Source organism: Cutibacterium nasicola (genome assembly GCF_051303185.1).
GTDB lineage: Bacteria > Actinomycetota > Actinomycetes > Propionibacteriales > Propionibacteriaceae > Cutibacterium.
On the sequence record NZ_JBPPGE010000004.1, the window covers coordinates 218,370 to 236,141 of the forward strand.

The 17,772-nt window shown below is 64.0% G+C and carries 18 protein-coding genes and 1 pseudogene; 8 read left to right on the forward strand and 11 right to left on the reverse strand.

Features of this window, described 5'->3' with window-relative positions; all coding sequences use genetic code 11:
• Positions 1 to 196: 196 nt before the first annotated feature.
• The 6 genes from trmB (at position 197) to ACSJJT_RS08435 (ending at position 6,287) form a co-directional block, all read left to right on the forward strand.
• Positions 197 to 1,021, forward strand: a complete 825-nt coding sequence (gene trmB, locus ACSJJT_RS08410) for a tRNA (guanosine(46)-N7)-methyltransferase TrmB (RefSeq protein ID WP_435917874.1) — start codon at positions 197 to 199, stop codon at positions 1,019 to 1,021.
• Positions 1,018 to 1,854 carry a tRNA pseudouridine(38-40) synthase TruA gene (gene truA / locus ACSJJT_RS08415; protein ID WP_435917875.1) on the forward strand — a complete coding sequence of 279 codons (837 nt, stop codon included), beginning with the start codon at positions 1,018 to 1,020 and terminating at the stop codon, positions 1,852 to 1,854. The genes trmB and truA overlap by 4 nt, the downstream gene beginning before the upstream one ends.
• Positions 1,854 to 2,474: a class I SAM-dependent methyltransferase gene (locus ACSJJT_RS08420; protein ID WP_435917876.1), complete on the forward strand. Its 621-nt coding sequence runs from the start codon at positions 1,854 to 1,856 to the stop codon at positions 2,472 to 2,474. The genes truA and ACSJJT_RS08420 overlap by 1 nt, the downstream gene beginning before the upstream one ends.
• Before the next feature lie 74 nt (positions 2,475 to 2,548).
• On the forward strand, positions 2,549 to 3,811 hold the full coding sequence (locus ACSJJT_RS08425; protein ID WP_435917878.1) for an energy-coupling factor transporter transmembrane component T: 1,263 nt from the start codon (positions 2,549 to 2,551) through the stop codon (positions 3,809 to 3,811).
• Positions 3,808 to 5,463 (forward strand): ABC transporter ATP-binding protein, encoded by a 1,656-nt coding sequence (locus ACSJJT_RS08430; protein WP_435917879.1) that lies wholly within the window; start codon positions 3,808 to 3,810, stop codon positions 5,461 to 5,463. Before ACSJJT_RS08425 ends, ACSJJT_RS08430 begins: the two co-directional genes overlap by 4 nt.
• Positions 5,460 to 6,287, forward strand: coding sequence for an ECF transporter S component (locus ACSJJT_RS08435; RefSeq protein WP_435917880.1), 828 nt, complete (start codon positions 5,460 to 5,462; stop codon positions 6,285 to 6,287). The genes ACSJJT_RS08430 and ACSJJT_RS08435 overlap by 4 nt, the downstream gene beginning before the upstream one ends.
• On the opposite strand, the gene ACSJJT_RS08440 is transcribed toward ACSJJT_RS08435, so the two are convergent.
• Both ACSJJT_RS08440 and ACSJJT_RS08445 read right to left on the reverse strand, forming a co-directional pair.
• Positions 6,271 to 7,890 carry an ABC transporter permease gene (locus ACSJJT_RS08440; protein WP_435917881.1) on the reverse strand — a complete coding sequence of 540 codons (1,620 nt, stop codon included), beginning with the start codon at positions 7,888 to 7,890 and terminating at the stop codon, positions 6,271 to 6,273. The genes ACSJJT_RS08435 and ACSJJT_RS08440 overlap by 17 nt on opposite strands.
• Positions 7,872 to 8,558 (reverse strand): ABC transporter ATP-binding protein, encoded by a 687-nt coding sequence (locus tag ACSJJT_RS08445; RefSeq protein ID WP_435917975.1) that lies wholly within the window; start codon positions 8,556 to 8,558, stop codon positions 7,872 to 7,874. The genes ACSJJT_RS08440 and ACSJJT_RS08445 overlap by 19 nt, the downstream gene beginning before the upstream one ends.
• A 334-nt stretch (positions 8,559 to 8,892) precedes the next feature.
• On the opposite strand from ACSJJT_RS08445, the gene ACSJJT_RS08450 reads away from it, so the two are divergent.
• Together ACSJJT_RS08450 and ACSJJT_RS08455 are read left to right on the forward strand one after the other, a co-directional pair.
• Positions 8,893 to 9,513, forward strand: coding sequence for a superoxide dismutase (locus tag ACSJJT_RS08450; RefSeq protein WP_435917882.1), 621 nt, complete (start codon positions 8,893 to 8,895; stop codon positions 9,511 to 9,513).
• Between the two features lie 355 nt (positions 9,514 to 9,868).
• Complete coding sequence (locus tag ACSJJT_RS08455; RefSeq protein WP_435917883.1) at positions 9,869 to 11,233, forward strand: MFS transporter; 1,365 nt, start codon at positions 9,869 to 9,871, stop codon at positions 11,231 to 11,233.
• 44 nt (positions 11,234 to 11,277) lie between these two features.
• On the opposite strand, the gene ACSJJT_RS08460 is transcribed toward ACSJJT_RS08455, so the two are convergent.
• The 9 genes and pseudogenes from ACSJJT_RS08460 to infA all read right to left on the reverse strand — a co-directional run bounded on the left by ACSJJT_RS08460 (position 11,278) and on the right by infA (position 17,654).
• Positions 11,278 to 11,910 carry a hypothetical protein gene (locus ACSJJT_RS08460; protein ID WP_435917884.1) on the reverse strand — a complete coding sequence of 211 codons (633 nt, stop codon included), beginning with the start codon at positions 11,908 to 11,910 and terminating at the stop codon, positions 11,278 to 11,280.
• Entirely contained in the window at positions 11,907 to 13,145 is a 1,239-nt protein-coding gene (locus tag ACSJJT_RS08465) for a glycosyltransferase (RefSeq protein WP_435917885.1), read from the reverse strand. The genes ACSJJT_RS08460 and ACSJJT_RS08465 overlap by 4 nt, the downstream gene beginning before the upstream one ends.
• A gap of 132 nt (positions 13,146 to 13,277) precedes the next feature.
• A pseudogene (gene rplQ / locus ACSJJT_RS08470) lies at positions 13,278 to 13,718 on the reverse strand (50S ribosomal protein L17); the annotation flags it as partial.
• 378 nt (positions 13,719 to 14,096) lie between these two features.
• Positions 14,097 to 15,113: a DNA-directed RNA polymerase subunit alpha gene (locus ACSJJT_RS08475; protein WP_435917886.1), complete on the reverse strand. Its 1,017-nt coding sequence runs from the start codon at positions 15,111 to 15,113 to the stop codon at positions 14,097 to 14,099.
• A gap of 258 nt (positions 15,114 to 15,371) precedes the next feature.
• Positions 15,372 to 15,977, reverse strand: a complete 606-nt coding sequence (gene rpsD / locus ACSJJT_RS08480; protein ID WP_435917887.1) for a 30S ribosomal protein S4 — start codon at positions 15,975 to 15,977, stop codon at positions 15,372 to 15,374.
• A gap of 30 nt (positions 15,978 to 16,007) precedes the next feature.
• Entirely contained in the window at positions 16,008 to 16,415 is a 408-nt protein-coding gene (rpsK, locus tag ACSJJT_RS08485; protein ID WP_303196835.1) for a 30S ribosomal protein S11, read from the reverse strand.
• 71 nt (positions 16,416 to 16,486) lie between these two features.
• Positions 16,487 to 16,861 (reverse strand): 30S ribosomal protein S13, encoded by a 375-nt coding sequence (gene rpsM, locus ACSJJT_RS08490; protein ID WP_435917888.1) that lies wholly within the window; start codon positions 16,859 to 16,861, stop codon positions 16,487 to 16,489.
• Between the two features lie 379 nt (positions 16,862 to 17,240).
• Complete coding sequence (rpmJ, locus tag ACSJJT_RS08495; RefSeq protein WP_002514836.1) at positions 17,241 to 17,354, reverse strand: 50S ribosomal protein L36; 114 nt, start codon at positions 17,352 to 17,354, stop codon at positions 17,241 to 17,243.
• Between the two features lie 78 nt (positions 17,355 to 17,432).
• Positions 17,433 to 17,654 carry a translation initiation factor IF-1 gene (gene infA, locus ACSJJT_RS08500; protein WP_002514837.1) on the reverse strand — a complete coding sequence of 74 codons (222 nt, stop codon included), beginning with the start codon at positions 17,652 to 17,654 and terminating at the stop codon, positions 17,433 to 17,435.
• Positions 17,655 to 17,772 lie beyond the last annotated feature (118 nt).

Here is a 17,772-nt window from a genome sequence, read left to right on the forward strand (position 1 = left end):
AAGCAAGGTAAGCCTCATCTCAGAGTCGCATCTGACAAGGAAGAACACGTCTCGAATTAGCGAATTGACTGTTTATCTTTTGATGCGCTGAACATTCAGATATTCATGCTTTCCACAACGTTGGAAATTCCAAAACACAGACCTTCGCAAATTCATCCGCACCTGCTGTCGGCGCAATCGCCTAGCATGTGTGCCCATGACCGACGACCTCGACTCCCCATCCGGGAGCGACTCTTCCTACCCGCAGTCCACTACCGCGGAATACTCCGACGCCCACTCAGCCGGTGCACATCGTTCGGGTGACCGCGCACGACGCGGCGTCGTCTCCTTCGTCCGCCGGTCCCCCCGCATGAACGTCTCCCAGCAACGCGCCATGGACACCCTGGCCAGCACGTACATGATCGACGTTCCTCGTGACACCACCAGCACGTCCGTCGCGCCTGACGCCCGACTCGACCTGCCGACGATTTTCGGACGCGTCGCCCCACTCACCCTCGAGATCGGGACCGGATCCGGCGACGTCCTGGCCACCCTCGCCGCAGCCCACCCCGAGCGTGACTTCATCGGGTTCGAGGTCTACCTGCCCTCAGCCGCCAGCGCTCTCACCAAGCTCCATGCCGCCGGAGCAACGAACGCGCGCCTCGTCCTCGCCGACGCGACGGCCGGCCTGGACCACCTCGTCGAGCCCGGTCAGGTCGACGAGATCTGGACCTTCTTCGCTGATCCGTGGCACAAGAAGCGCCACCACAAACGTCGCATCGTCAACGCCGACGTGGCCCGTCTGGTCGCGTCACGACTACGCCCCGGCGGTCTGTGGCGTCTGGCGACCGACTGGGACGACTACGCCACCTGGATGGTCGACGTGCTGTCGGCAGAACCGCTGCTCGAATCAGTCACTGCGGGGCCTGACGGCTTCAGTCCGCGTTGGGAGGAGCGTCCGGTGACCCGCTACGAGAAAAAGGGGCTGGCGGCCGGGCGAACCGTCCACGACCTCACCTGGCGTCGCGTGGACGAGTCATGACCCGCTGGCGTCTGGACATCGCCTACGACGGGGCGAACTTCTCAGGATGGGCGGCACAACCGGATCGTCGCACCGTGCAGGGGGAATTGGAGACATGGATTCCCCGAGTGCTCCGGCTCGACGGGCCAACCCCACTGACGGTGGCTGGGCGGACTGACGCCGGTGTCCATGCCCGAGGCCAGGTGGCCCACGTCGATCTCCCCGACGACGTCGACACCTCCTCGATGCTGCGCCGGTTGGCGCGGGTCCTCGATTCTGACGTCGTCGTCACGTCCATCCGTCCTGTCCCAGACGAGTTCGACGCCCGCTTCTCGGCCCTGTGGCGCCGTTACGTCTACCGGCTGTGGGACGAGGGCTCCCGACCCGATCCGCTGACGCGATTCCACGTGGCGTCCGTACGGGGGCACCTCGATCTTGACCGTCTCAACACGGCCGGAGAATCCCTTCTCGGGCTTCGCGACTTCGCCGCCTTCTGCAAGTACCGAGAGGGAGCCACGACCATCCGCACCCTTCTGGAGTGTCGCGCCGAGCGTGTCAACGGCCCGTACGGAACCGTTGAGGTGAGCGTCCGGGCCGACGCCTTCTGCCACTCCATGGTCAGGTCCCTCATTGGCGCTCTGACAACCGTCGCCTCAGGTCGCCGCGACCAGCATTGGCTCGACGAGGTCGCCGCCAGCACGTCGCGGGCGTCGTCAGTGCTCGTCATGCCAGCCTGCGGTCTCACCCTGGAGGAGGTTGGCTACCCGTCCGAGGGCGACCTTGCAGTGCGTGCTGCCCAAGCCCGTTCCCGTCGAAGCCACGACGAAATCTGCGACACCTGTTGGGAGGACTGATGAGCCAATCCCACCGCGATAGCCACGCGCCCAGTCATTACTTCACGACCCCCGAGAAGCCGGTGCAGACCCGCACCATCACCGTCAACGTCTGGGACGGCTCCATGACGATGACGACCGCCGGTGGAGTGTTTTCCGGCACACGCCTCGACCCGGGGACCGCCGTCCTCATGCGCGAGATCACTCCCCCACCCTCCGACGGCACCTTCCTCGACCTGGGATGCGGGTACGGACCCATCGCCTGCGCCTTGGCACGGGCCTGCCGCGGGTCAGAGGTCGTCGCGGTCGACGTCAATGACCTCGCCATCGACCTCACCAACCGCAATGCAAAAGCCCTCGAGGTCGGCGACCGCGTCCACGCCTGCCGTCCCGAGGAGGTCGATCCGGGCCTGCGCTTCGACGAGATCTGGTCCAATCCGCCGATCCGCGTCGGCAAGCCGATCCTGCACGAGATGCTGACGACCTGGCTGTCACGGCTGACCGACGAGGGAGTAGCGCACCTCGTCGTCGGAAAGAACCTCGGTGCGGACTCTCTCACCCGCTGGCTGTGCGACCAAGGTTTCGACGCTGCCCGGGTAGCCTCCGCAAAGGGTTTCCGGGTCATCGACGTCAACGCCTGAGCTCGTCGTAGACTGATGTGGTGATGATAGGAAGGGTAGCCGTGCCTCACGACGACTGGGACCGGCGCTGAGCTGTGTCGAGATTGGTGACGAGGACGGCCGACCCGGTCGTCGAGAATCCTTCTGCCACGACGCACGGCAGCACCCGGACAGTCCACCCATGGTCGTGGTGGGGCTGGGCGGCCGGCTGCGGAATCGCCATCAGCCTCACCAACAATCCCCTTCTCGTCGTACTCGTCACGGCGGCCGTGGCTCTCGTCGTCACCCTGCGTCGCACCGACGAACCCTGGGCCCGTTCTGCCGGTGTCTACGCCGGTATGGCCCTGACGGTCGTCGTCATCCGGGTGTTCTTCCAAGTTCTGATAGGAGGAGACGGGACAGGAACCGTCCTCTTCCGGCTACCCGAGGTCTCCCTGCCCGACTGGGCAGCCGGGATCCGGCTCGGTGGACCGGTCACCGCTGAGGGCCTGGCTGCCACCAGTTTCGACGCCCTTCACCTGGCCGGGATGCTGATCTGCTTCGGTGCCGCAAACTCCCTGGCCAACCCACGACGAGTCCTCAAATCGGTCCCGGCCGCCCTCCATGACGTCTCGGTGGCCATCGTCATCGCCCTGTCGGTCTTTCCTCAACTCATCGCGTCGGTGCAACGAGTCAGACGGGCCCGAAGGCTGCGCGGTGACACCAAGAAAGGAATGAGGGCCCTCGCCGCAGTGCTCGTCCCCGTACTCGAGGACTCGGTGGAGACCTCGATGTCCCTGGCCCGTGGAATGGAGTCACGTGGATACGGTCGCACCCGTGACGACCGGAGGGTCCGCCCTGGCACACGGACTCTGCTCGTCCTGTCGGTGATGGTGCTGACCCTGGGTTGCTACGGGATTCTCGCCAACCCGACAGGATCTTTCGGCACCGACCCGTCGACCTGTGCCCCCGGGAGCCTGTGCTCGTGGTTCCTGGCCGACCGGATGGGCCAACACATCGGCATCGTGCTCATCGTCGTTGGGACCGTCGGGTCGATCATCGGCTTACGGATCTCCGGGCGTCGTCTCGGTGTGAGCCGCTACCGCCCGGATCCCTGGACCTGGCAGGCCACTACGTCATGCCTGTGTGGGGCTGTCGCGATGATCGCCATGATCTGGCTGTCCCAGGCCAACCCGAAGGCCATCACCGTCTCCACCTCGCCGGTGGTCTGGCCGCCATTGGAACCGGCCATGCTCATCGTGGTGGTTGCGGTTGCCCTTCCCGGGGTGTTCACCCCGGCGCCTCAACGATCCACGTCAACCGACCCGGAGCAGGCGGTCGCGTGGAAATCCCGGAAAGATCAGGTGCGCAAGCCATGACTGATGTCATCACCCTGTCGGATGTGTCGATCACCCACGCCGGTGCCACGGCTGCGACCCTCAGGAACATCAACCTCACCGTCCAGGAGGGTGATCTGGCGCTGGTCGTCGGGCGTACTGGCACCGGCAAGTCAACCCTGTTGGGAGCGCTGAACGGGATCGTCCCCCATTTCACCGGTGGGCGTCTCGACGGCACCGTGACGGTGGCCGGACGGGATACCCGCATACATCGTCCCCGCGACCTGGCTGACGTCATCGGGATCGTTGGGCAGAACCCGGTCAACGGATTCGTCACCGACACCGTCGAGGACGAGATCGCTTACGGCATGGAACAGCTGGGGATCTCCCCGTCGGTGATGCGCAAGAGGGTCGAGGAGACCCTGGACCTCATGGGGATCGCCGACCTGCGGCGTCGGGCCTTGCTGGGCCTGTCAGGCGGTCAACAGCAGCGGGTGGCCATCGCCGCGGTACTTGCTGCCCAGCCTCGCATCCTCGTCCTCGACGAACCCACCAGCGCGCTGGATCCCACCGCAGCCCAGGACGTTTTTGCCTCCATCACCACGCTCGTCCATGACGTCGGGCTGACGGTGGTGCTGGCCGAACACCGGCTGGAACGCGTCATGCATGCCGCCGACACCGTCTGGTGGCTCCCCGGTGACGGGTCTGTCGTGCAGGGTCATCCGGAAGAGGTCCTGGCTCACGCTGATGTCGTCCCGCCCCTGGCCGCGCTGGGACGGACCTTGGGATGGCCGACCGTCCCATTGTCAGTGCGCGATGCCCGTCGTCGCGTCGGCACGCACCCCAACCTCCCGAAAGCACCACACCCTTCCGAGGCCATGACGTGGCAGGGCGACGGTGACGAGGTGCTGTGGCTGGAGAAAGTTGGTGTCGATTACGGCCACGTTCATGCCGTTGACGCCATGACCGCGACTCTGGGTCGCGGAACCGTCACCTGCCTCATGGGGCGAAACGGGTCGGGCAAGTCATCGCTGATGTGGGCCATCCAGGGGGCGACGAAGTCCTCAGGAAAGGTCCTCGTCAACCATGACGGGTCCTGGACCGACCCGCGCAAGGCCAACGCCGAGACTGCGCGGACAATGGTGAGCCTGGTTCCCCAGTCCGCCGCTGACCTGCTCTACCTGCCGACGGTGGCCGAGGAGTGCGCCCAGGCCGACAAGGAGTCCGAGGTTCCCGAGGGAACCACGCGGGCCATCCTCTCCCAGTTGGGTGCAGGACTACCGGAGGATCGCAACCCTCGTGACATGTCGGAGGGGCAGCGGCTGGCCCTCGTGCTCGCGATCCAGTTGTCCAGCCGCCCTGACGTCCTCCTCCTTGACGAGCCCACCCGTGGCCTCGACTACGCCATGAAGAACGAGCTGGCGAGAATCGTCAAGGACATCGCCGCCGGTGCCACCGGAGCTCCTGCCGCCGTCCTGTTGGCCACCCATGACGTGGAATTCGCGGCAGCAACGACTGACCGCACCATTGTCATGGCAACCGGCCACATTGTGGCCGACGGATCCACGCGCTCGGTGTGCATCTCCTCACCGGCCTTCAGCCCACAGATCGCCAAGGTCTTCCACCCGGCCGACGTCATGACGATCGCCGACGTCAAGAGGCTCGTGGAAAACTCGGGAGGTGTGGGCCGATGAGCAACCGACAGAGGCAGAACGTCGCCGTTCGCACGTCAACGACATCGCGGGTGCTGCTCGTCGTCACCGCGCTCATGGGGTTGCTGGCCTTCTGCTGGCCGCTGTTCCTCGACCCCGGCAGCTCGGCCGACTACGAGACGCGCACCCCCTTTCTCTTCGCAGCCATCCTGCCGGTGGTTCTCGCGGTAGTGGTGTCCCAACTCAGTTCGGACGGTATCGACGTCAAGGCCCTCGCCATGATCGGCGTCCTTACCGCCTGTGGGGCCGCACTACGAACCCTCAGCCCATCTATGGCCGGTATCTCCTTCGTCTTCATCCTCATGATTCTCGGCGCGAGGGTGTTCGGCGCAGGATTTGGATTCGTCCTCGGTACGACGACGATGTTCGCGTCCGCCCTGCTCACGGCAGGCTTCGGACCGTGGCTGCCATACCAGATGATCGCCTCGGGCTTCGTCGGGCTGGGAGCAGGAATCCTCCCTCGCGCCAAGGGAAGAGCCGAAGTAGCATGGCTGTGCAGCTGGGGATTCATCTCCGCCTTCATCTACGGCTGGCTGATGGATTTCGCCTTCTGGCCGTTCAACCTGGGGACCAGCACCCAACTCTCCTTCGACCCACGCGCGTCTGCGTTGACCAACCTGTGGCACTTCGTGCTGTTCAACGTCGCAACGTCCATGGGCTGGAACTTGGGACGCGCGATCACCAACGTCATCTGCTTGGCGCTGCTGGGCGGTCCGATACTACGGGTGCTGCGCCGAGCCTCCCGACGTGCCCAATTTGGCGAGTCCTCGGCAGAATCGGCACCACAGCTCACGCCACCGGAGTGACCTTTCTCAGCACCTCGTCCCAGCCGCGGTCAAGTTGCCGCCCGCCCATGATGATCCCGACGTGCAGCACCATGAGGGACCACCCCAGCCCGAGGACGAAGGTCAGGAGGATGCTCCACCACGAGTTGTCCGTCACCCCTACCAGCGCCACGAGCAGGACGATCGGGATGGCGGTGATGACTCCTGCCACCATGCCGATGAGCAACCCCAGGCAGCCAGCACCCGCCGACGGTCCGGAGCCGGAGTTGAACCCGCTCCCCTTGCGGTTGTCAGCCACCTGCACCGGATTGACGACACCCATCCACGAGCCGATCCCCGTCGAGAGCAGTAAGGCGCTCCAAGCTTCGGCGACCACCACCGGCAGCAGCTCCCACTGACCGCACCGCCACACCATGACAAGTGCCAGCAGCAAACCAACCGGCATCGTGACGACGAGGTAAGCAATCGCGCGACCGCGTCGATCCTGCGCACCGGTGACCGACGCCTCCATGTGATGCCACAAGGCCGTCCCGTCATAGCTGATGAGTGAACCCGCGTAGAGCGGCACTGCACACAGCATGATCATGAAGGGGAGCGCGGTGAAGACGAGGGCTGACGTCGTGCCGCTCATCTCGTCCCCGCCATTGATGAGCATCGGGACCAGCCCGAGGACCGGGATGAGGAAGGTGTTGAGCAGCAGGGACACCATCCGGGGATCGCGCTTCATGTAGCGCAGGGTGCGTCCGGCAATCGCACCGGTCGGGGTGGCTGGAAACATGCGATCAATCCAGCTTTCGGCCTTGACCTTCTCGGCGCCGCCACCATCTCCGGTTGGCGAGACGAGGCGATGGTCAACGATGGTTCGCCAAGCCCACACCATGAGCGCAAGACCAGCGATGCTGAGGACGAGCTTGGCCATGAGTGTCAGCCACGTGCCGCTGGCAGCCTCCCACGGCATCGACCAGGCCCACCCCAACGGGGTCCAGCCGACGATTCGTCCGACGTTGCCCGGAATTACATTGGTCGTCGCACCAGTCCTTGTCACGAACTGCATCCCGACGCTCAATCCGCAGCACAGGAGCACGAGCAGGACCATCATGGCCTCGCGGAATCGACGCTTGGCCAGCACCGCCGACATCGCGGCCAGCAAGAGATTCGACGCGATCATGGCGTCGGACCATCCCAGGAGGACACCGACCATGGCCGCAACGACCGAAGCAGCGCCCGCGCTGGACCATGCGAAAACATGTGACGCTGCCGCGACCAGGGTGACGATTCCTCCCATGCCCAACAGACCAGCTGTCACGAACGCAGGCATCAGTTCCCGAGCACGCTTGGGAAAGATGGCGTATCGCGAGGGGTCGGTGTAGATCGGTTGAGCACCGAAAAGTACCGGCAGCACGATCCAGAAGATCATCAGCGAAGCCCCTGCGGCCGAGGTGGTGGCTCCGCGGAGGTCGACGCCAAGTCGACCGGTCGCAGACACGTAGAGCACGTAATTCCCACCAAGGAACAGGGCCATCAAGATGAGAAAGAGCAGCCCAACCGTCTCCTGTGTCTTGGCGCCTTCACGGAAGGGAGCGAGGGTGGTTCGCCACTGGTACTTCAGGACTTGTGCAACCACGTGAGTCCCTCCCCGGTGTTGGCGTTCCCGCCGACGAGCTCGACGAACCTGTCCTGCAGGGACTTGCCCTGACGGACGTCGTCGATGCTCCCAATGGCGTGAAGTTGTCCCTTCGCGATGACGGCTACCGAGTCGCACAGGGATTCGACGAGCTCCATGACGTGGCTGGAGATGACGATCGTGCCGCCACCGTCGACGAAGTGACGCAGGACAGCGCGAATCGTCTGGCCGGAGATCGGGTCGACCGACTCCAAGGGCTCGTCGAGGACGAGCAGTGCTGGGTCGGCGATGAGGGCGCAGGCCAGACCAATCTTCTTGGCCATGCCGGCCGAGTAGTCGCAGACCAGGGTGTTTGCGGATTCCGTCAGCCCGAACGTGTCGAGGAGTCTGTCGGTGCGTTCGTTGACGGTGGCCTCGTCAATCCGGTGCAGCATCCCGCAGAAGTGCAGCAACTCTCGGCCAGAGAGACGGTCAAAGGTCTTCATGCCGTCGGGGAGTACCCCCATCCGGGCCTTGGCGGCGGCCGGATCAGCCCAGACGTCGTGGCCCAGCACGTCAATGCGCCCGGAGTCAGGACGTAGCAGTCCGGTGACCATCGAGAGGGTCGTCGTCTTGCCGGCACCGTTCGGACCGACGAAGCCGAACATTGATCCGCGCGGGACCCACATCGTCAGGTTGTCCACGGCAACCTTGGTGCCGAATCTCTTGGTCAGCCCCTCAATCCTGATGGCTGGGTCGCTCGTCCTCGGAGTTGTCGGGGGCGTCGAACCACCTGGGTGTGCGACGGGCGAAGGACCAGTGAATTCAGTCACGGCACTCATCAAATCAGGTTGTCAGGCCATACTCAAGGCACCTCACATCAGCCATTTCGGGCACGTTTGGTGAAAATCTCGCAGTTGTGGGAATGATGGGGACGGTTTCGGTGTTGGACCGAACAAGCGGCCCCGCCAAGGGCCACGTCATGACGGAAGCCATGGCGCATCTCGTTCCACAGGAGGAAGAATGGCTGTTTACACCCTTCCCGATCTCGACTACGACTACGGCGCCCTGGAACCCCACATCTCAGGCAAGATCATGGAGCTCCACCACGACAAGCACCACAACACCTACGTGCAGGGTGCCAACACCGCTCTGGAAAAACTGGCCGAAGCCCGTGAGAAGGGCGACTTCGGAGCCATCAACAAGCTCGAGAAGGACTTGGCCTTCAACCTCGGTGGTCACATCAACCACTCGGTCTTCTGGAAGAACATGTCTCCCGACGGTGGCGACCGCCCCGAGGGCAATGAGCTCGCCGCTGCCATTGACGAGTTCTTCGGTTCCTTCGACGGCTTCAAGAAGCAGTTCGAGGAGGCTGCCAAGGGCGTTCAGGGCTCCGGCTGGGGCATGCTCGTCTGGGATGTCCTGGGCCAGCGCCTCAACACCATGCAGCTGTTCGACCAGCAGGGCAATCTGCCGTCCGGACAGATCCCGATCGTGCAGCTCGACATGTGGGAGCACGCTTACTACCTGCAGTACCAGAACGTCAAGGCTGATTACGTCACCGCTTGGTGGAACGTCGTGAACTGGGCCGACGCCCAGGCTCGCTTCGATCGCGCCCGTTCCAAGACCCCGGGTCTCATCTGAGAGACCGTCTGAAAACCACGAGGGGCTCGTCATGCCGAGCCCCTCGTGGTGTGTCTGGGCCATACTTCCCGAGAAGCCTTGCCTCAATCGGCTTGACCCACCACTTTGACCCACCAACCGGTGGTAATCCTGAAAGCTCATTGGCCCGCTGCCACGTACGCTGGCAGCCTCACCTCATCCTTTCGACATGTCCACGGGACTGACCGATCCCTGCGAGGCGACACCCTCCACGGCTAAATTTCAACAGGACCGAAACCGTAACCAACGGCTCACCAGCCACGAAACACCGAGTAGATTGCGATCCGCTCGGCATCGTCTCGTGGTGCACTGTCCGCCACCGGAAGGGGCTGCCACGATGGCCGCCAACACGCTGCCCACCAGTTCGATGCCCAATACTGAGATGGCGTCACCACACATCTCTCCGGAATCCAGACGCTTTCTGCGCCGTGTCACCGCTGCCACGGCGTTCGGAGGCGGACTCGACGGATTCGACCTTGGGATCATCAGCGTCGTCATCCTGCACATCAATCATGATCTGGGGCTCTCCCCCGCGATGGAAGGTCTGGTCGGCGCCGCAAGCCTGCTCGGTATTTTCATCGGCGCTCCGCTCTTCGGCTACCTCACCGACAAATTCGGCCGCAAGAAGATGTTCATGGTCGACATCATTTCCTTCATCGTCATCGGTGTCGCCCAAGCCTTCGCCATCGGCGGGGTCTCCCTGACCATCCTCCGATTTCTACTGGGCATGGCCGTCGGTGCCGAGTACTCGATCGGCGCCCCGATGCTCTCGGAGTTCGCCCCGGCCCGGGAGCGCGGATCGAAACTGGCCTTCCTCGAGCTGTGTTGGCGTATCGGCTTCCTCATCGCTGTCCTGCTGGGTTACGCGCTGCTGTGGCTCGGGGTCTCGTGGAAATGGATCCTGGCCACCTCGGCCATCCCTGCCCTCGTCGTGTTGGGTCTACGGATCGGTCTTCCGGAATCCCCACGCTGGCTGCTGCGTCACGGGCATGAGGCCGAGGCGCGTGAGATCGTCGAGAGGTACATGGGTCCGGAATTCTTCGAGGCCGAGGAGCTCGCCGCGGAGTCGGTCGGCAAGGATGGGTACCGCAAGCTCTTCCGCAAGGGGCAGCTGCGACGCACCGTCTTCGTCTGTATCTTCTGGACCTGCATCGTCACCCCGTACTTCGCCATCTTCACCTACGCCCCGAAGGTGCTGGAGTCCCTCAATGTGAAGTCCCAGGCGACAGGCACGATCCTCTCGAACACCATCGGTGCGGTCGGTGCCCTCATCGGACTGCTGGCCATCGACCGGATCGGTCGCCGTCGCATGCTCATTGGCCCGTTCTGGGTACAGACGGTGGTCCTACTGGTCGTCGGCCTGTGGACGAACGCGCCATCCTGGGTGCTGGTGGTCGGCCTGGCGGTCTTTGCCCTGGTCAACTCCTTCAGTGACATCCTGACAGCGGTGTACCCGTCGGAGATCTTCGACACCGACATTCGCTCCAGCGGTGTCGGATTCGGGTCGGCGATGAGCCGTATCGGCGCCTTCGTCGGCACTTATCTGCTGCCCATCGGCATTGGGACGATCGGTGTCAAGTGGTGCATGGTCATTGCGGCAGGACTGTGTGTCATTGGCGCGGTGACGGGCCAATTCATGGCTCCGGAAACCATGAACCGCTCCCTCACCAGGACGTCCACCGGCGAGCTCATGGACACCTGAGCCGCTCGAGACCTGGGCTCTCGCTCGGTCCCAGGCCAGCCATGTCAGGCAGACACCCCAAATGGTCGGTACATCCACCTCGGGATTCCCGACCTCGTCAGCCAGGACTTCCAGACACTGACGACCACGATAGGGGCCAGGGCCACGGTGGTGTCGATGCTGTTGAGCTTGGAGCGGTCCAGGACGTCGGTGATGGGAACGAAGGCAACGTCTCCGGCTGTGTTGCCCGGACGCGATGCGCAGACGTCGAGCTCCTTGCCGTCGTACATGACGCGTAGCCAGCTGTGGCCGGTGTGGTACCAGGGGTGGTGCTCCAGCCGAACGCGGGCAGCATGGACCGGCCTCACCTGGAATCCGAGTTCCTCGAGTACTCGCCCGAGGACGATGTTGTACTGCCCCGAGTGCCCGTGGCCAGCCGCGAGAGATGCTTCCGGACTGAGCCACAGATGCCAGCAGGAGTAACAGGTGTACATCCGGTGAACGAGTTGGGTGGCCTCGTCGACAAGAGCCCAGCCGGTCTCGCCGGTCGCCCGGCAGGCCGCGATGACGTCGTCGACAGTGCGCAGTGGCTCGCCGACTGGCCCCTCAGGTAGGACAGGTTCTGGTCTCGGCGCCGCTACGACGACCGGGACGACGGCTGCTGCCACACCGGCCAGCACGAGTGGGATCTTCTTCATCTGCGCTCCTGAGGGTCGTCGATCTGCTGGTCGTCGGTCTGCGGGGCAAGTGGATCATGGACGCCCCTTCGGGCGTCGTGCCTGTCCTTGAGTTTCTGCTTCCAGTAGGACTTACCACCAGGACGTGCGGCGATCTCGGAGTGGACGGCCAGCATCTTGTCAACGCTGGCATCCCAGGTGAATTGCTCAGCTCGGCGTCGGGCGGCCTTGCGCAGGTCGGGTCCGAGCCGGTCCGCCAGACGCAGGGTTGCATCCGCCAAACCGTCGGCGTCGGGACTGCCAGCCTCTCCGCTGGTGGCGTCGACGATCTCGTGTGCACCTCCTCGGTTCGCGGTGACGACCGGGGTTCCGCAGGCGAGAGCTTCCAAGGATGCCAACCCGAAGGTCTCTGCCGGGCACACCGACATGGAGATGTCGGCCGCCGCACATCTTCGGGCAACCTCGTCGCGCCCTTCCACGAACCCGTTGAAAAAGACAGGGGCATCCCCAGCTTGCTCCTTCAAGGCATCAGCATCGGGCCCCACACCGTACATGTCCAGCCGCAGCGGGACACTGCGGCGGTGCAACTCGGCAGCAGCAGCGACGGCCAGCTGCGGGCTCTTCTCGTGACTCATCCGGCCGACGTAACACAGTCTGAGGAGCCCGTCGGGACGCGGTGTCGCCAGGCCGGGCTCGCGCTTGTCTGGATTGAAGGTTTCCAGGTCGACGCCGAGGGGCACCTTGACGAGGTGGGCTCCGGTGTCGGCGAATTCTCCAGCCGAGTAGTCCGAGGTGACGACGACAACGTCGAAGGACTTGGAGAGACGGCGGTTGAGGGCACCGACCGCGGCGGCGACACCAAACTGACGTCGCACCCACATCGTCAGCATGTCGTCCAGGCGTTCGTGGCTGAAGAGGACCGAACCTACGCCGCGTCGGGACGCCCAGCCCGCAGCGGGGGTGAGGGTCCACTTGTCGGAGGACTCGATGGACGTGGGACGGAAGCGGTCGAGGATGTCAAGAGCACGCCAGGGCGTGGCGATCATGCGGTAACCGGCGGACACGCGCGGAGCCGCGATCTCGACCGTGATGCCGGACCCCGACTCGGTGATGCGGTCCTTCGGTCCTGGAATGACGAGAATTCGCTCGTGCCCTGCGGCGACGTATCCCTTACCAAGGGCGTCGATGGCCACCTTCATGCCACCCGAGACGGGGCCGACGAAGTTGGCGAGCTGAGCGATGCGAAGGGTCGTCACTCCTTCAGCCTATGTGGCGACGATGCATGACGGTGCTCGGGGTTAAGGCGAGTTCGCAGAAACGACGAGCACCGGCCCCTGATGAAGGACCGGCGCTCGTGTGTTGAAGGAGGATCAGGCCTCGGTCTTCTCCTCGACCTCAACGGCATCCTGCTCGGTGGCGGTGCTGATCTGCGCCTTGGCATCAGCAGCACTGGCCGGAGCCTTCGGGGCCACCTTCTCGGTGACGACCTCGATGACGGCCATGGGGGCGTTGTCGCCCTTACGGTTGCCGATACGGGTGATGCGCGTGTAGCCGCCGTCGCGACCCTCCATGAGGGGGGCGATCTCGGTGAAGAGGATGTGCACGACGCCGCGGTCGGTGATCGTACGATTGACGATGCGACGGTTGGCGACGGTGTCGGTCTTGGCTCGATTGATGAGCTTCTCGGCGAGCGGACGGACGCGCTTGGCCTTGGTGACCGTGGTCACGACGTGGCCGTGCTCAAAGAGCTGGCTGGCCAAGTTGCGCAGGATGATCCGCTCGTGGGCCGGGGAGCCGCCTAGACGGGGACCCTTAGTGGGTTTCGGCATAATTTCTCCTTGTGTGTCGGTGTGGTGGGCAGGTGGACCCACCGCGATCCGGCTGAGGGAGGACGGTTGTCCTCCCCTCCCCTTCCCCGTCAGTGACGGGTGGGGGTGTGGCCAGGGTCCACCCCCCTGGCCTCCCCTCCGAAGAGAGGAAATCTTCGGTGACAGAGGTTCGCCGGGACGCCCCAGCAAGCCAGCCACACAAACTCAAGCCCAAACGCAGCCCTCGGTCAAACTGACAACTGCGCTCAAGGCTCGACCCATTCGGGGGATGCAAGGGGGTCGTCCCCCTTGCACATGGGAACGGGGGATGCAAGGGGGTCGTCCCCCTTGCACATGGGAACGGGGGATGCAAGGGGGTCGTCCCCCTTGCATCACTACTCAGTACTGCTCGGTCTCTGCGTAATCGTCGTCGTTGGCCTCGTCATAGGCCTCAGCGGCGGCGAGCGGATCGAAGCCCGGGGCGGAGTCCTTGAGAGCCAGACCGAGCTCGGCCAGCTTCTCCTTGACCTCGTCGATGGACTTGGATCCAAAGTTGCGGATGGCAAGCAGGTCCTGCTCGGAGCGGGAGACGAGCTCTCCAACGGTGTGGATGCCCTCGCGCTTGAGGCAGTTGTAGGAACGGACGGTGAGGTTGAGCTCCTCGACCGGGGTTCCGAGGTTCTCGGCATACTCCTCGTCGACCGGGCCGGCACCGATCTCGATACCTTCGGCGTCGGCATTGAGCTCACGCGTCAGGCCGAACAGCTCGACGAGAGTCTTACCCGCAGAGGCGACAGCGTCGCGCGGCTGAATGCTCGGCTTGGTCTCGACGTCAACGACGAGCTTGTCGAAGTCGGTACGCTGCTCGACTCGGGTGGCCTCCACCTTGTAGGTGACCTTCAGGACCGGGGAGTAGATGGAGTCGACGGCGATACGACCGATCTCGGAGTTCGGGTCGTCGTTGAGGGCGCTGGACACGTAGCCGCGCCCGCGCTCGACGATGAGCTCCATCTCGAAGTGACCATCGTCGTTGAGGGTGGCGATGTGCAGATCCGGGTTGTGGATGGTCACACCGGCCGGCGGGTTGATGTCGGCAGCGGTGATCTCGCCAGCTCCGGACTTGCGCAGGTACATGACGACGGGTTCGTCCTCCTCAGAGGAGAGGACCAGGCCCTTGAGATTCAGGATGATCTCGGTGACGTCCTCGACGCAGCCCTCGATGGTGGAGAACTCGTGCTGGACTCCCTCGATCTTGATGCTCGTCACGGATGCGCCAGGGATGGACGACAGCAGGGTGCGGCGCAGCGAGTTGCCGATGGTGTAGCCGAAGCCGGGCTCCAGGGGCTCGATGATGAACTTCGAGCGGAACTCGGAGATGGACTCCTCGGTGAGGGTGGGACGCTGTGCGATGAGCATGTTTTCTACCTTTCGCGCCAACCGCTATATGAAGGCGCAGAGGGGAACAGGATGACGGGGAACTCCCCGCCGGGAGATTATTTGATTGTGGCTCCCCGGGCCGACCAAAGTCGACCCGGGGAGAGCAGGGTTGCAGAGGGTCGCCCCCTCACAAGATCCCGAACAGACCCAACCCCGAACACAACCACCCATCCGGTGGGCGCGCACAGAGTCATGACCCACTCGGGGGATGCAAAGGGGTCGCCCCCCTTGCACTACTTACTTGGAGTAGAGCTCGACGATGGCCTGCTCGTTGACGTCGACGACGATCTGCTCACGGGTGGGCAGCTGGTGAACCAGGATGCGTCCCCTGTTCGGGCGTACCTCCAGCCATGCCGGGATGTCGCGGGTCTCGAAGGTCTCGCGGGCGATGACGATCGGGTGGAGGTCCTTGGACTTCTCGCGAACGTCGATGATGTCGTGGGTGCTCACACGGTAGGAAGGAATGTTGACCTTCTTGCCGTTGACCAGGAAGTGGCCGTGGCTGACCATCTGGCGAGCCTGACGACGGGTGGCAGCAAGCCCTGCGCGGTACACGACGTTGTCGAGGCGCGACTCGAGGATCTGCAGCAGGACGTCACCAGTCTTGCCCTGGGCGCGGTCCGCCTCCTCGTAGTAACGACGGAACTGCTTCTCCAGGACACCGTAGGCGTAACGAGCCTTCTGCTTCTCGCGCAGCTGCAGCGAGTACTCGGAGTCCTTGGTGCGACCGCGGCCATGAACACCCGGGGGGTACGGACGACGCTCGAAGGACTTGTCGTTGCCGACAAGGTCAGTCCCGAAGCGACGGGACTTCTTGGTAAGGGGGCCGGTGTAACGGGCCATTGTGTATCAGTCCTTTGCTCTCGGAGTGGGTCAGACGCGGCGGCGCTTCGGCGGGCGGCATCCGTTGTGCGGGACGGGAGTGACGTCAGAGATCGGGCCGATCTCCAAGCCGACGGCCCCGAGGGAACGGATGGCGGTCTCACGGCCGGAGCCGGGACCCTTGACGAAGACGTCAACCCGCTTCATGCCATGCTCCATGGCGCGACGTCCAGCGGCCTCGGCGGCCATCTGAGCGGCGAACGGGGTGGACTTACGAGAGCCCTTGAAGCCGACGGTGCCGGCAGAGGCCCACGAGATCACCGCACCGGAAGGATCGGTGATGGCGATGATGGTGTTGTTGAACGTGCTCTTGATGTGCGCCTGTCCGGCGACGACGTTCTTCTTCTCCTTGCGGCGCACCTTAGTCTTGGGTGCACCCTTGCGGCCTGCAGTAGCCATGTGATGTCTCTCCTGAAATCAGTGTGATCTGCGCATCGATGAAGGTTGGTGAGTGCCCGACGGGCAGTGACTCACTTGGCCTTCTTCTTGCCAGCGACGGCCTTCTTCTTGCCCTTACGGGTACGGGCGTTGGTGCGGGTGCGCTGACCACGGACCGGGAGTCCGCTGCGGTGACGACGGCCCTGGTACGTGCCGATCTCGATCTTGCGGCGGATGTCGGCGGCCACCTCACGACGAAGGTCACCTTCGACGTGGTAGTTGGCCTCGATGTGGTCACGCAGAACCACCAACTGATCGTCGGTCAGCTCGTGGACGCGCAGGTCACCGCTGATTCCGGTGGCCTTGAGGGTCTCGGTGGCGCGGGTGCGACCGATTCCGTAGATGTAGGTCAGGGCGACCTCGAGACGCTTGTCGCGCGGCAGGTCAACTCCGATGAGGCGTGCCATGTGGCATCCCTTTCTTGTTCTTTCGACCCGAACGATGTCGAGCCGCGAAGGTGTCCGGCGTGGAGCTTCCTCGTCATTCCTGGGAACGATGGATGGTGTCTGACCATCCGACGGGGCCCCGGCCTTCGTCCGGGGGTGGTGGCCCAGATCCGTGCTCGATGGTTTCGAGCGGGGGCCCGGGACGTGCTTCCACGGTGTCCCGGGGCAATGCCCGGGAGGTCTGCACCAGTGTGGACAACCGGTGCTTCTTCTGTTGTGCAGTTCACTTGTTCACCGCTCCCACCTGGCGGGTGGGCCTGACGGTGGACCTCAGGGGTCGAACCCCTGCATTCCTGCTGACCGTCGCGATGACGATCTGCGATCCCGTCGCGGCGTGGGCTCAGCCCTGACGCTGCTTGTGGCGCGGGTTGTCGCAGATGACCATCACACGGCCGTGGCGACGGATGACCTTGCACTTGTCGCAGATCTTCTTGACGCTCGGCTGAACCTTCATGAGATTCTCTTTCGCGTAACGGTCCCCTGACGGGAACCTGGGTGGTGCGCCGCTAAGCGCTTGGCAATGAGCCCTAGCTCACTTGTGGCGGTAGACGATCCGGCCTCGGGTCAGGTCGTAGGGCGACAGCTCGACGACGACACGGTCCGACGGCAGGATTCGGATGTAGTGCTGACGCATCTTGCCGCTGATGGTGGCAAGAACGCGGTGCCCATTCTTGAGTTCGACACGGAACATAGCGTTGGGTAAAGCCTCAACGACAGTTCCCTCCAGCTCGAGTGCTCCCTCTTTCTTGGCCATTACATCCCATCTGTCCGCTGGCCGTACCCCCTGCGGGCACGGCTATTGGCTCCGCACACACGGAGCCAACAAGCGATACTACCTGCTCGCCGTCGCGTCCCCAAATCGACGCAAGTGC

Excerpts from the sequence above, each read along its gene's own strand:
- trmB (WP_435917874.1), top strand. The coding sequence starts at position 197 with ATGACCGACGACCTCGACTCCCCATCCGGGAGCGACTCTTCCTACCCG.
- truA (WP_435917875.1), top strand. The coding sequence starts at position 1,018 with ATGACCCGCTGGCGTCTGGACATCGCCTACGACGGGGCGAACTTCTCA.
- ACSJJT_RS08420 (WP_435917876.1), top strand. The coding sequence starts at position 1,854 with ATGAGCCAATCCCACCGCGATAGCCACGCGCCCAGTCATTACTTCACG.
- ACSJJT_RS08430 (WP_435917879.1), top strand. The coding sequence starts at position 3,808 with ATGACTGATGTCATCACCCTGTCGGATGTGTCGATCACCCACGCCGGT.
- ACSJJT_RS08435 (WP_435917880.1), top strand. The coding sequence starts at position 5,460 with ATGAGCAACCGACAGAGGCAGAACGTCGCCGTTCGCACGTCAACGACA.
- ACSJJT_RS08445 (WP_435917975.1), bottom strand. The coding sequence starts at position 8,558 with ATGTGGGTCCCGCGCGGATCAATGTTCGGCTTCGTCGGTCCGAACGGT.
- ACSJJT_RS08450 (WP_435917882.1), top strand. The coding sequence starts at position 8,893 with ATGGCTGTTTACACCCTTCCCGATCTCGACTACGACTACGGCGCCCTG.
- ACSJJT_RS08455 (WP_435917883.1), top strand. The coding sequence starts at position 9,869 with ATGGCCGCCAACACGCTGCCCACCAGTTCGATGCCCAATACTGAGATG.
- ACSJJT_RS08460 (WP_435917884.1), bottom strand. The coding sequence starts at position 11,910 with ATGAAGAAGATCCCACTCGTGCTGGCCGGTGTGGCAGCAGCCGTCGTC.
- ACSJJT_RS08475 (WP_435917886.1), bottom strand. The coding sequence starts at position 15,113 with ATGCTCATCGCACAGCGTCCCACCCTCACCGAGGAGTCCATCTCCGAG.
- rpsD (WP_435917887.1), bottom strand. The coding sequence starts at position 15,977 with ATGGCCCGTTACACCGGCCCCCTTACCAAGAAGTCCCGTCGCTTCGGG.
- rpsK (WP_303196835.1), bottom strand. The coding sequence starts at position 16,415 with ATGGCTACTGCAGGCCGCAAGGGTGCACCCAAGACTAAGGTGCGCCGC.
- rpsM (WP_435917888.1), bottom strand. The coding sequence starts at position 16,861 with ATGGCACGCCTCATCGGAGTTGACCTGCCGCGCGACAAGCGTCTCGAG.
- rpmJ (WP_002514836.1), bottom strand. The coding sequence starts at position 17,354 with ATGAAGGTTCAGCCGAGCGTCAAGAAGATCTGCGACAAGTGCAAGGTC.
- infA (WP_002514837.1), bottom strand. The coding sequence starts at position 17,654 with ATGGCCAAGAAAGAGGGAGCACTCGAGCTGGAGGGAACTGTCGTTGAG.